General features: G+C 39.2%; 15 protein-coding genes and 1 riboswitch. Of the genes, 8 read left to right on the top strand and 7 right to left on the bottom strand.

Annotation, left to right across the window (positions count from 1 at the left end; translation table 11 throughout):
- Positions 1–68 precede the first annotated feature (68 nt).
- The gene (locus G3569_RS16120; protein WP_165271084.1) at positions 69–1,556 is read left to right on the top strand and encodes an MMPL family transporter; all 1,488 of its coding nucleotides are present in this window, start codon (positions 69–71) and stop codon (positions 1,554–1,556) included.
- A 146-nt stretch (positions 1,557–1,702) separates the two neighbouring features.
- Positions 1,703–2,338: a phosphoribosyltransferase gene (locus tag G3569_RS16115; protein WP_165271082.1), complete on the top strand. Its 636-nt coding sequence runs from the start codon at positions 1,703–1,705 to the stop codon at positions 2,336–2,338.
- 380 nt (positions 2,339–2,718) lie between these two features.
- Positions 2,719–2,818: riboswitch (TPP riboswitch) on the top strand.
- Between the two features lie 82 nt (positions 2,819–2,900).
- Here G3569_RS16115 and G3569_RS16110 read toward each other — a convergent pair.
- Positions 2,901–3,212: a hypothetical protein gene (locus G3569_RS16110; protein ID WP_165271080.1), complete on the bottom strand. Its 312-nt coding sequence runs from the start codon at positions 3,210–3,212 to the stop codon at positions 2,901–2,903.
- A 185-nt stretch (positions 3,213–3,397) separates the two neighbouring features.
- On the opposite strand from G3569_RS16110, the gene G3569_RS16105 reads away from it, so the two are divergent.
- Positions 3,398–3,775 (top strand): hypothetical protein, encoded by a 378-nt coding sequence (locus tag G3569_RS16105; protein WP_165271078.1) that lies wholly within the window; start codon positions 3,398–3,400, stop codon positions 3,773–3,775.
- Positions 3,776–3,795: 20 nt separating this feature from the next.
- Here G3569_RS16105 and G3569_RS16100 read toward each other — a convergent pair whose 3' ends face one another.
- The gene (locus G3569_RS16100) at positions 3,796–5,547 is read right to left on the bottom strand and encodes a PAS domain-containing sensor histidine kinase (protein WP_165271076.1); all 1,752 of its coding nucleotides are present in this window, start codon (positions 5,545–5,547) and stop codon (positions 3,796–3,798) included.
- Between the two features lie 449 nt (positions 5,548–5,996).
- Between G3569_RS16100 and G3569_RS16095 the strand changes: the two genes are divergently transcribed.
- From G3569_RS16095 to G3569_RS16075, 5 genes are all read left to right on the top strand, one after another.
- Positions 5,997–6,293, top strand: a complete 297-nt coding sequence (locus tag G3569_RS16095) for a hypothetical protein (protein ID WP_165271074.1) — start codon at positions 5,997–5,999, stop codon at positions 6,291–6,293.
- A 126-nt stretch (positions 6,294–6,419) separates the two neighbouring features.
- On the top strand, positions 6,420–7,037 hold the full coding sequence (locus G3569_RS16090; RefSeq protein WP_165271072.1) for a Tll0287-like domain-containing protein: 618 nt from the start codon (positions 6,420–6,422) through the stop codon (positions 7,035–7,037).
- Positions 7,038–7,215: 178 nt separating this feature from the next.
- Positions 7,216–7,650: a flavodoxin domain-containing protein gene (locus tag G3569_RS16085; protein ID WP_165271070.1), complete on the top strand. Its 435-nt coding sequence runs from the start codon at positions 7,216–7,218 to the stop codon at positions 7,648–7,650.
- Between the two features lie 331 nt (positions 7,651–7,981).
- Positions 7,982–8,386 carry a TraR/DksA family transcriptional regulator gene (locus G3569_RS18645; protein WP_165271068.1) on the top strand — a complete coding sequence of 135 codons (405 nt, stop codon included), beginning with the start codon at positions 7,982–7,984 and terminating at the stop codon, positions 8,384–8,386.
- A gap of 8 nt (positions 8,387–8,394) precedes the next feature.
- The gene (locus G3569_RS16075) at positions 8,395–8,628 is read left to right on the top strand and encodes a hypothetical protein (RefSeq protein WP_165271066.1); all 234 of its coding nucleotides are present in this window, start codon (positions 8,395–8,397) and stop codon (positions 8,626–8,628) included.
- Between the two features lie 74 nt (positions 8,629–8,702).
- On the opposite strand, the gene G3569_RS16070 is transcribed toward G3569_RS16075, so the two are convergent.
- The 5 genes from G3569_RS16070 to G3569_RS16050 form a co-directional block, all read right to left on the bottom strand.
- Positions 8,703–9,488 (bottom strand): universal stress protein, encoded by a 786-nt coding sequence (locus G3569_RS16070; protein ID WP_165271064.1) that lies wholly within the window; start codon positions 9,486–9,488, stop codon positions 8,703–8,705.
- A gap of 191 nt (positions 9,489–9,679) precedes the next feature.
- Positions 9,680–9,880 (bottom strand): dodecin family protein, encoded by a 201-nt coding sequence (locus tag G3569_RS16065; RefSeq protein ID WP_165271062.1) that lies wholly within the window; start codon positions 9,878–9,880, stop codon positions 9,680–9,682.
- A gap of 84 nt (positions 9,881–9,964) precedes the next feature.
- Positions 9,965–10,273, bottom strand: coding sequence for a sll1863 family stress response protein (locus G3569_RS16060; RefSeq protein WP_165271060.1), 309 nt, complete (start codon positions 10,271–10,273; stop codon positions 9,965–9,967).
- Between the two features lie 296 nt (positions 10,274–10,569).
- Positions 10,570–11,457 carry a F0F1 ATP synthase subunit gamma gene (locus G3569_RS16055; RefSeq protein ID WP_165271058.1) on the bottom strand — a complete coding sequence of 296 codons (888 nt, stop codon included), beginning with the start codon at positions 11,455–11,457 and terminating at the stop codon, positions 10,570–10,572.
- 17 nt (positions 11,458–11,474) lie between these two features.
- Positions 11,475–12,986: a F0F1 ATP synthase subunit alpha gene (locus G3569_RS16050; protein WP_165271094.1), complete on the bottom strand. Its 1,512-nt coding sequence runs from the start codon at positions 12,984–12,986 to the stop codon at positions 11,475–11,477.
- Positions 12,987–12,995: the final 9 nt, after the last annotated feature.

Here is a 12,995-nt window from a genome sequence, read left to right as displayed (position 1 = left end):
AGTACCTATCAGCAAACAGTTAATAATTCGATTTGGAGATCACCTGCCACTGGACTTACCCCATAACCATGAAAAGTAAGCAGCCCAGACAGAGTTCAGTTTACACACCCATTTTTACCACCTTTATGACCACAGGCCAAGCCATATTCACAGTTGGCTTAACTACATCAGCAGCCTTTTTTATATTAGTCATTGCCGACTTCAAAGGCTTCAGTGAATTTGGAATGATTGCCGGTATCGGTCTTCTTTTTGCCATCATAGCTTACCTCTTTTTCTTGCCCGCCCTGCTTGTGTTACTGGAACGCAGTCCTTTACTAAATCTTCAAAAGAAATCACAAGAAGCTAATATAAACACTTACCATACCCCGAATGCGACAACTAACAGCTGGAAAACCATTGCAATTGGTATTATAGGAATAACAATTGCAATCACCGTTATATCAGTTATCAAACTACCTGACCTTCAATTCGAGTATGACTTTGGGAAACTCGAACCCAAATATGAACGCTATAGAGAACTCAACCAAATGGCATGGAAAGTGTACAGCGATCGCAAAACACGTAACGCCGCTTATATCATTGTTGATCAAGCTTCGCATGCACCGAAAGTTGCAAGCATCCTTCGAGAACGGGCATCCGATGATACTGCTACTCCCACTATTCGAGAAGTAGAAGTATTTCAAGACCGTTATCCTTCAACATCTGTTGAGATTCGGCAAAAATTAAAAAGACTTCAAAAGGTACGAGCATTATTATCAGATCCTTTTATTGAAGGTAATGACAGCGAAGTTATACAACAATTACGTTCTTCAGCATCTACCAGGAGTAAAATTCCACTCGACAGCCTTCCTGAATTTATCAAAGCTCCTTTCACTTCATCAAATGGTACCATAGGTAATCTGGTCATTGTCTATCCATCAGTAGGTTTATCTGATGGACGAAATTCCATGAATTTTGCAGATGATGTTGGCAACGTTTCCCTGGCCAATGGAACAACATATTATGCCGGTTCAACCTCCATCGTTGCCTCCGATATGTTGCAACTTATGATTGCCGAGGCCCCCACCATGCTTATTTTAATCATCTTATTTATCATCATCTTTAAACTCTTTATCCTACATAGAGTAAAATGGATGGTCTTTGCCCTACTACCACTACTTGGCAGTTTTATTTGGTTATTTGGGCTTATGGATCTTCTGGGCTGGCGTATCAACCTCTATAATCTGGTGGTATTACCCACTATCCTGGGTATCGGAGACGACAGCGGCATCCATATCGTTCATCGATACCTTGAAGAAGACAAAAGATCCATCAGAACGGTGCTGAAGTCAACGGGTGAACATATTCTGGTCAGCGGACTTACCACAATGCTTGGTTTTAGCGGACTCTTGTTTTCTATACATCCGGGAATGCGTTCTATCGGTGAAGTTGCTATTCTTGGAATAGGCCTTTCACTTTTAGCTGCATTAATTACATTACCTGCTCTTCTAAAACTATTTACCAAACAACGCGATGAAGATTCTACTAAGAATATAGCGGCTGCTAAAGCTAATTAACCCCATTCCTTCTCAGGCTCTGCTATCCAAAAGCATCTGCTTTACTGCTAACTACCAAATTTTGACAGAAAATAGGAATCTCCCCCACAGCAGGCTCCCTCTTTTATTACGATAATTAAACACAACTTAATAAATGCCGGATGATTATGGATAAAGACTTTTCTGCCCGAATAGTTTCGCTGCAAGAGGTCTATCAAACCACCCATTCTCTGGCAAAGAAAATCAGTCTGAGCTCTTATAACTTTAATCATATCGTTGCTATTGCTCGTGGTGGAATGTTGCCGGCCCGTTTACTCTGTGACTTTTTAAATATAAAGAGGCTCTCTTCTATTCAAATCAAACATTATGAAAGCGGGGCCGCAAAGCTGGAAAAAGCGGAAGTTATTGACCCGATTCAATCCAATATCAAAAGTAAAAAAGTCCTGGTGGTCGATGATGTCAACGATACCGGTAAAACCTTACGTACAGCGGTTACACATATTGAACCATTTGAGCCCTCACTGCTAAAAACGGCCGTATTGCACGAAAAATCGGAAACCATTTTTGAGGCCGACTATACTGCTAAGAAGTTACCCGAATGGAAATGGTTGATCTATCAATGGGCCGTATCGGAAGATATACTACACTTCTTAGAAGATGGTAACATGCTGGAGGCCGATGAAAAACAAGCTCATCGATACTTATCAGACAAGTATGACCTGGAGATAAATCATCAACTGTTGGTTAAAATACTACAGCTGCAAGATAATTATTTTTCAAGTCCGCAAGCGGCAAAACCATAAAACATCCGCGATTTGAAACTATAGGCCAAACTCAAATTAGTGAATGGACATATTATTGATCAATCAGAATTAATAGAAAAATATACGTCTCAATAGTTAGAACTATAATAGATCTAAATATACCTACTTTTAGAAGAGGAAAACCCCCACATCATATCCATCGGTTTTAACTGCATACAAAAAGCCAACCAGCAACTATCTTATAAACAGAATCTTTGACGTAGTGATTATTACTTAATGAGTACAGTCTATAGCTGTGCTACGGTGCAGAAATAAACAAGCCAAAAAATTATTCCTTTGGCTTCTTTTGAGCCTTCTCAAAAAGGTAAAAGAGTGTACTCAGGTTTTTTTATTAATCACCGACAGGTGGTTGATTCTAAGCCAGCGGTTGAGGGTGTCCTGATATTTATCGGGACTGAGATTACACCCCTTGAACTTGATCCGGACTATACCGGCGAAAGGAAATCGTTGGCTTTAAAAAACTAGGAGAGAGAGAAAGAATACAGTGCCCCCATTTTTTAAATGGGGCATTTTATTTATCAATATATCACTACCAATAGTATCAAGGATCAGTTTTTTCTTTTTTGATATGCAGATCTCTATCAATATCCCCGTAAATATCTTCTTCGTGATGAAGATGAAAAACATTTGCCAAAAATAGCATTCCCAAGGTACCTACAAAGGCAAATAACAGTCCATCCCCCATACCAAAGACAATACCAATCGAACCGCAAACAACAGAAGCAAACACAGCCCATACTATATTTGCCTGTACTGATACTCCTTCTCTGCCTATAATAGCACCAAAGAGTGAACCAACCCCTAACCCCATTGCAATGAACCAAAAAATAGCTGTTGCACCTAATTCAATCATAACTCTCCTTTTAGTTAAGTGTATAGAGAGCTAAATATAAAAAGCCGTCCCAAAAACTACGTAAGGAAATACCTGATACTGATGAAGTGATATTTTGACAATATCTTTTAATTACTGATAGTTAAGCATTACCTTGAAGAATATCTAGACTTTTTAGATTCATATTTTAAAAATAGAGAGAGAATATGGGACAACTGGCAGATAATAAGCAGAAGCAACTAGTAAACAAGCTTATACCGTTACTTCATAAACTAAACTTTGCCAATATCTGGGTAAAAAAGCATCCCGAATATCCGAATCCTCCCTCTTCCAAATATATTGTTGATGATTATAATCCAAACCTTGTGGCCGAAAAAGATGGTACAGATTATTATTTTGAATTTATTAATGAATACGATTTAAACGAAACCATTTCAAATACGGCACTCCAAAAGATGGTTGAAGCCTCAAATAGCAAATGGGATGTTACCATTGTTATCGCCATTGAATATGGAAGAACTGAAGAGATAAATAAGTTGTATAGCCACTTTAATATTTCTCCTTCACAAGTGTGGGAGCTGTAATACAGTAATAACGTTACCGTTTAGTTTTCAGGGGCTGTTGATGAAGACTCATTCAAAATTTCACAAATTATCTTGGTTCCCTCACCTTCTTTACTGTTAACCTCTAGGTTACCCCCTATCATCTGAGCCCGGAAATTCATCAATCGCATTCCCATTCCTTTTGTCATATCTGTGATCTCATCGAATCCTTCCCCATCATCTTGAATACGTATCTGCAAATAAGATTCTGATGATTGCAAACCTACTGTAATTGTTGACGCCCCTGCATGCTTTACCGCATTATTTAACGCCTCTTGTGTTATACGATACAGATGTATAGCTGTATCATTATCCTGAACAAATGGCGAACTCCCGGTATTATTACTGTTATAGTTTATCTTGACATCATATAGTTTCTGGATACGCTCAACCAGCTCCTGGATGGCTACTCCCAACCCATTAGCCTCGACATCTACCGGTACCAAGCCACGCGCCAGTGAATGAGCCTGGTCATCCGCTTTTCTAATCATGTCAGATATTTCCTGGGCTGTTTCTGCTCCCGGTAATTCATTTGATTCCAGCTTCTTTGCTAAGTTCTGCGCTATCAACCCAATACCTGTAAGCATCTGTCCGAGGCCGTCATGCATATCCTGTCCTATGCGGCGACGTTCCTGTTCACTTATGTTTAAGATCTCTTTTTCCAATTTACGAAGTTCACGTACATCACGCCCAACAACAATAATAGTGTTAGTTCCACTGTAGATAAAAGCCTTGGCTCTAATCTCTAAAGGAATAGCCTTGCCACTGCTGGTCACATGCTCGGTTTCCCAAAGAACTTCTCGATGTTCTAAAATATGTTGAATGCGATCATCAACTTCTTTTTCAGTTGCATTTACGATATCATAAATGGTCTTTTGTAACAGCTCTTCGCGCTCATATCCCAATATTTCACACGCAACATTATTAACCTCTGTGAATGGAAGGGGCTGCATCTGTTCATCTAACTGAAAAACGAGGATCTCATCAGTCAATGCCTGGAACAACATACTGTATCGGCGCTCATTTTCTCTCATTTGCTGCTCTGCCTTCTTCCGCTGTGTTATATCAATGATATAACTGATAATGAACTTACCTTCCGCTGTTTCGAAATGATTCAGGCTAATCTCCACCGGAAATTCTTCTCCATTTTTTTTGAGTCCATATAAATCACGCCCCTGTCCCATCGGTCGTGGTTCAGGATTTTCGTAATATTGATGCCGATGCTCAGGGTGTTTTTCTTCAAATCGCCCGGGGACTAATTTTTCAATCTCTTCACCAATTAATTCTTCCCGTGAATATCCAAAAAGCTCCTCAATTTTTTCATTGAGCATCACAATGTTGCCCTTCATATCAGAAATTAACATTCCCTCAGTAGCCGCTTCAAATAAAGCGGATATGCGCTTCTCATCTTTTTGAATTTTTGCTATTGACTCCCTGTACTTATTTACAAACCAAACTGCCCCCCAAACGACAACAATTGCCATCCCCCTATTAGCACCGGCCATAATAATGTATTCAGAAGATTCTGATCCGAAAAAGCCGATTATAATTAACAGCGTACTTACAATACCTGTAATAAGAGTAGGCTGCTTTGTCTTATTCCAATAGGTAGCCATCACCAACAGAGCATATGGCACCCCACCGGCTATACCCAGCGGAAATTGTATATCAACGACAAAAACAAAAAAACATAATGCAGCGATACCAGTAAATAGTAAATGAGTGGACTCAAAGCTCTTTATGGATTTTAACATATTCGATATAAATCAAATTAATACTAAGGGGCTTTACAAAGCTAGTCATATCTTGTCATGCTGTCCGTCGGCTGGCGGATCAGCATCTCATATACAATTATTAGTCTTAAAACTGAGACCCTGAATGAACTGATTACTACTACGCCAAGGCTTCGTAGCACAGGTTCAGGATGACATGCCGGGTTTTGCAAAGCTCCCTACTAAAAAATATTCCGCCCAGATGGTGTAGCCCCTTGCAGCAATTAGCATAATTAAAATGCTTAAAAAAATTCGGATAACTATTTATGAATATGCCATCAACACGTTAATATTCAAAAAAAGCTTTGTGGGGAATATCCTTTCATAATTATGGGGATACTGCTTGTATTGCATTAGCAGGCAGAAACCGTTTTTAAAAGTAGAAACATGAGAGAAAAATAAGTGCTTTAATTTTAGCGGAGACTCATATTATGGAAAATTTATCGCTTAAAGATAACCATAAACCTGTACGAGAACTTAAAAAACGACTTATAGAATGGGATAAAAGACTCCTTGAACTGGAGAAAGAAGTCAACCAACAGTTTGAAAAAGTTAGGCGCAACCATAGAGACCAGCTTGCTGATATACGACAAGTTCGAATTCTTATCAAAGAAAGTTTAGATCAATTTTACCAAATGAGTGACACCACTTTAGAAACTGTTGAACAATCTATTAATATGAGGGAAGAACAACTTTGGGACACTATCATGAGGGCCCTGGAAAATTAGCATATTTATCTCTCTGACAAGCAATCGCGAATGACTACCTTCTCATTTAAAAACGGGAAAAGCGATATCCAATCGCCGGTGACTCAACAATAATATATACTTCCTTTTTAATTAATATTAGGCGTTATGCGATTTCTTATTATTGTTTGTCTTATCCCAATTATTGCTTGTAGTAACCAGGCAGAAGATAAGAGAAGCACAAATGAAGCAACGGCTTTCGATACTACCACAGTAATAAAAGAAGGACAAAAAATTACACAAGCCGCTTTTAGTACGTTAAGCAGTAATTTACAACAAGCTATAGCTGAGGGCGGCGTGAAAAATGCCCTGCAGTTCTGCAGTATTCGGGCTATGCCGCTTACCGACTCCCTCTCTGCTCACTATAATGTTGAACTACGCCGGGCTTCTCACCAACCGCGAAACCCTAAAAACCAAGCTGACTCATTAGAGGTGGCAACAATCCAGAAGTATTTGGTACAAATTAAGAAAGAAGAATCTTTAGAACCCGTCACAATAGCGCATGGTGATAAAATCAACTATCATGCCCCTATTCGTATTCCCGGTCAGCTTTGTTTGAACTGTCACGGTAGGCCGGGGCAGGATATCAGTAAAGCTGACCTTAAAACTATTCAAGAGCTGTATCCCAATGACCAGGCAACAGGATTTGAAATGGGTGAGCTGCGTGGAATATGGAGTGTTCAATTTTCCCAATCCTATGTTGACTCTCTGGCCAAAACACTATAATCAACTACCCAGCCTATTCACTAATAAGGTAAACCTCATGTATACTAGTGAATCCTATGCCGCTAAAGAGATTAGATTGTAGAAGATTTTCCTAGTCAAAACCCCTCCTTTTTCCTCTGCTTTACAAAATATAACTCCCTTAGATTTCTATTCATCACTTCAAACCAATAATGACGTTATGAAATTATTGATAGTTTACGCCACTACTGAAGGTCAAACGAAAAAGATTTGTGAATTCTTGCGAGATAAGGCAAAAAAAGCAGATCACGAGGTTTCACTTGCCAATGCCCTTGAGCACCCTTCCCAACCAAAAGAATTTGATGCTGTTGCTGTGGGAGACTCCCTGCATGCAGAAAAATATCAAGTGGCTGTTGAAAAATATGTGGATGAAAATCATAAAGAACTCAATAAAAAGCCCGGGGTATTCATTTCTGTAAGCTTGTCTGCTGCAAGTGACGAGCCGGAATCATTGGAAGAGTTGAAGAAGATTACCCGAGAATTTCTGGATAAGACTGGGTGGAATCCCACTTTTATAGAACAAGTGGCAGGAGCATTACGCTACTCTAAATACAATTTCTTTAAGAAATTTATTATGCGGATTAATAGCGTATAAAAGCGGGGGCAGTACCGACACCTCTGAAGATCATGAGTACACCGACTGGGACCAAGTAGAACAAATTATCAAGCGACTGGAACAAGCAGTGACCAAACAATCTAAAGTAAAACAGCCAACCCCGTAATTAATGAATTGGGGATTCCTGAAAACAGATATTATAAAAAGTTATTGGGATAATTCTCGCAAGAAAGAATGAAAAAGTTACAAAACAGGCTTACAGCTAGTGTAAGTTTAACCATTACACCAATCTCAGTGCCTGTCCCATAGATTTTGTATCACCAAATAAAAATAATATAGATCAAGGTTTAATCATAAATATTATCCTATCATGAAAAATTCACAAAAAAGAAAAACCTCCCTCTCGGATAAAAAGTTACAATATTTTAAAGAGTTGTTACTGGATAAGAGATCTGAAACACAGAAAGAATTGGATACTATTCGCGACATTCAATCCAATTTAGATGAGGCCGACGATGCCGATTACTCTTCACGCGCTCATCATATGGGTGACGTCGGATCCGAGGAACAAGAATCGGAGATGAATTATTTGCAAATAGAGCGCCTGCGAGAATATATCATGCACATAAACGATGCACTCGAAAGAATTGAAAATAAAACGTACGGAATTTGTCAGGCGACTGGGAAACAGATTCCTTTAGAGCGTCTCGAAGCTGTACCTCACACCAGATACAGTATGGAAGCGAAAGAAGAAGGACTTATTCAGAATAACTAACAACCGCTATGAATAATCAAGATCATGAACCTAAAACAAATACGGTACTTGGAAAACGTCCAACGTTACTGTCTAACGAAACGTATCGGGGGTTTTCAATTGACAACATCAGCAAAAATTGGAATGGAGTTAAAGTAACGGCTATTAACAGTAAAGGAATGAAAATTTCTGGCAATGCTGATTCAAAACAACAGGCAGTCGAAAAGGTGATAAATCAAATTGATCTGTTATTCGACCAATAAATACCATGCACATCAAATATGTTTGTTAACTAAAAAGTATCCCTGTTTCAGAATCAAACATTTGATCATCCCAGTCATAAATATTTCTCCCCGTTTAACGACAAAAAAGGAGTATCAGCTTCGTAACCAAGCATACGGGTATGATTTTTTTGCAGTAACTTTTGGAAGAAAGTTTTTTTATATCTCGTTGCCGTTATGAGATCAGGATTTCTTTTTTCCATAAGTTCAAGAAAACCGTCATAAAAAGAAGGATTAACAACCCGTTCAAAAGTTAATTTTTCATAGTCAGCATATTCATTTGCTGCCTCTTTGAACCCACGATATTTTATCTTTTCCTCAAAGTTATCATCAGTAGAAATATGAACGACATGTATATGGGCCCTAAAAAGTTCTACCCAATCCAACATTTCTTTTAGAGCTGATAAATCTCCCTCCTTGAAATCAGTCATAAATAGAATATCGTCAAAACCAGAATATGAGCTCTCTTCCGGAATAGTAAGGACGGGAATTTCGGATTTAGTGATAACCTCAGTAGTTGTACTTCCCAAAAAATTTCTACCCCCCGAACTACCTTTATTACCCATTATCAGAAGATCGGCTTCAACTTCTTTAGATTCTCTAAGTATTGCTGAACCGGGATCCCCGATTTCTGCTACCGGTTGGGCTTTAACTTCCTTAAAGCGGTCATCCTCCATCATCTTCTCCAAAAGTCTTTCTGATGTCATTGAGTACGAACTTTTCATTGAATGCATTAGATAGAGACGGGCATTTTGCGCTATCGCAAAATCGATGGCAAAAGAAGTGGCAGCTTCAGAACAATTTGAAAAATCGGTCGGAACAAGAATGTTTTTAATATTCATTTTGGATATTTTTTCAAACTTGAATCACGAGTTATCTTAAGCTCTCGAATATACAGTAATCAACTACTTACTGCTGACTCTGCATATGTCTGTGCCTATACCAATATGTTTACAGCCGGTAAATCAAGCCTAAGCTCAAATTTACCGGCTGTATAATTTTTTGAATCAAAAAAAGGATGCTATTTTATTCTCTACTCTTCCAATAAAAAAGTTACTTTTGCATCAATCCTGTAGTGGTCTACTCGGTTATCTTCGACAATGGCCTGAATATTTTCCATATATATGCTTTTAATATTATGTACCGTTTTAGAAGCTTCTTTTACTATATTTTCGACTGCTTCTTCCATAGTACTGCCTTCTCCCATTACTTCAATTACTTTGGCTAATGACATAATGTTCTCCCGTTTATTTATTATAGATAGTTAAATGATTTTAATTCCGATCAGCCTTGATACTATTGGTTTTCTGCCGGGCTATTAACTCTTCTTGAGGTTTTCTTTTAAAGACTGCAAGACATCTATTGAATCTTCCCATAGCTTATTTATATCACCTTTGATAGACTCAAAAGCCTCTTCACCTACCTCCTCAAGTTTGTCGAGCTTTGTTTCCATCTCATTCCTATACTGCTTAAGTTCTACAATTCTTCCTTTATAATCGCTTTTAAGCTCTTCATATTCTTCATCCAGCCTGTTTTCCAGTTTTTCTAGCTCCTCATTCCACTCTTTTAATTTTTCGGTAAACCGGTCAATAAACTCTTCTCTTTGGTCTTTGGCAGTTACTTTCATAGTCTTCAATATTTTAGCATCAAATTATAGTTAGTTGGCAAGGTAATGAGTCATCCTATAGAGCTCTTTGAACTACTCACCACATTTAAATGTGACGAATCCCACGCCAAAAAAACATGGGCTAATCCATTTTATAATTGAAGGGCATTTTCCTACAAATAAATTGACTATGGTGATCTATTTTTCTTAAAAAGCGAAGAGAGAGCGATATCTAAATCAGCATATAACAATCACCTCATTTAATTACAAAAAAGTAGGCAGCTATGTATTTTTCTAATGCAACAAGAATGCTCCCATTATTTTCCCTCTCTATCTTTAACAGCAAGATAGCCCGATAATATATCGAGCAGTTCTTCGGTTATTCCCTTTTGCCTCTCCTGGGCATACTTGTTATGTAGCTTGGAAAGTCGTTCTTCAATTTTATCTTCAGCTATTGACATCGCATTTAATCGACTTGTGTGTTCTGCAGCCAGCGACTCAGCCATGGCCCGATATAATGAAACAAGCAGATATTGACGAATAAAATGAGTGAAAAGCTGTTCTGCATCTATTGTAAACTTTGGCAAATTATTGGTTGGCCATTTTTTGGCTGCCAGACGATCTAACCAGTGCCGATCAAGCGGTAATAAAAATTGAATACGAGGTTTATATAAGCCTTTCTTTACGGGTTTATGATGAATAATTACAACTCGTGAGATATGTTTTGTCTCTCGTAAATGCTCAATAGCTTTTAACAACTGTACCGCCCGGTTGTTAAGCCCTGATACCGATGCGGGTAACTCAATTACATCTTCCACGGAATACTTAACTGATAACTTAGAAGCCAAGCGCCCTCCCATTACCAGCAACCGGGGAGCTGAAAATGATTGTTCTAAAACCTGGGCTTCTAAAAAATCTTTAGCCTGCTCATCAAACGTCCCACACAGCCCTTGGCTTGAACCTAAAATGATGATACATTCCTGCGCCACTTTATGAGCATATAAATATGGGAAGTGCTGCTCCTGTGAGGTCCCCAGTACAATTTGGAGTCCCATCTTCACCGTTCGATAATACTCTCCCAGTGATTCTGCTGCCTCTTCAAACTGATGGATACTTACCGAAGACAACACTTTCATGGTATGAACAATTGCGTGTAAATCCTCTGCATTGCTAATTTTCCGTTTATAATGTTCAACAGTTTGCATAGTCGGGATTTATTGGTTTAGAACTTCTTATCCACTAATTTTCGTAAAATATTTACTACCCTTTCCTCTTCATTCTTTTCCAGTTTTTCTCCTTCTTTAATTTTAGTGCTCATATTGCCTAATTCAGATTCAATATTATTACGCATCATCCTACAGGCAGGCTTAATTTGGGATAGGTCCAACTCATCAAATAAACCATTGGTTACAGCGATTAGCAGAGCTATCTGTTGAACCACATCGATAGTATCAAATTGATCTTGGCTTAACACCTCCCGGATACGTCTTCCCCGCTCTATACGATGTAGAGTATCTTCATCCAGTCGGGAGCTAAACCGAGAAAAGGCTTCCAGCTCCTCGAATTGTGAATAAGCCAACCGCAATTCTTCTGACGCTATACGATATGCGGGCAGTTGCGCAGCACCCCCTACTCTTGATACTGACTTACCAATATCTATGGCAGGCAACACATCTTTCTGGAATAAATCGGGCGATAGAAATATCTGTCCGTCTGTTATTGAAATAAGATTGGTAGGGATAAATGCTGCTATATCCTGTCCCTGGGTTTCAATAATGGGCAGAGCCGTCATACTGCCACCAGACTCTTTAAGGTGTGTTGATCGTTCCAGCAGACGGGCATGAATGTGGAAAATATCCCCGGGAAAAGCTTCTCGTCCAGGCGGACGACGAAGCAATAGCGCCAGTTCACGGTAAGCACGAGCATGCCAAGTTAAATCGTCATAAATAATCAATGCATCTCGTCCCTGCTCCATAAAATATTCTCCCATAGTGGTTGCCGCATAGGGTGCAATATACTGTAAGCCCACCGGAACGCTACTGCTTGCCGATAACACAATAGTATTTTCAAAGGCATCATTTTTTTGCAAGTCGGAAACTACCCGGTTTACTTCAGCACGCTGCTTTCCAATGGCACAGTAAATTGAAATAACGTCAGTATCCCTCTGGTTGATAATACTATCTATTGCAATAGCAGTCTTTCCTGTTTGGCGATCTCCCAAAATCAGCTCGCGCTGCCCCCGACCTATGGGCAGCAGGGCATCGATGGTAAGAATGCCGGTTTGCAGTGGGGTATCCACTGATTGCCGATTCATAATGGGCGGAGACTCTCGCTCTACAGCCAAGTACGTAGCAGCCCGAAAAGCCGCCTTTCCATCTATGGGGCGTCCCAACGCATCTACTACCCGCCCTAAAAGCGCCTCTCCAACCGGTACTCCCAAAACACGTTCGGTTCTGAATGCTTCATCCCCAGCATCAATATGTTGTTCTTCATCAAGTAGTATAACCCCAATCTCATGCTCATCAAGATTATAGACCAAACCAAGTGATCCGTCTTCAAACTTTAGCAGTTCATCGGTTACTACATTCGGCAATCCACCGACTGTGGCAATGCCTTCGCCCACAGAACGTATATTTCCTTTCTCCCGGATTATAAGATCAAGGCGACTTTCTTGAGATTTAGTTATTGACTCAAATACTTGATCAATAACCGATAATGTAGAATCCGGGTTCATCATTATGAA

Source organism: Fodinibius halophilus (genome assembly GCF_011059105.1).
Lineage (GTDB): Bacteria > Bacteroidota > Rhodothermia > Balneolales > Balneolaceae > Fodinibius > Fodinibius halophilus.
Note: the sequence above shows the minus strand (reverse complement) of the source record. Positions and strands in the feature narration are given on the sequence as shown.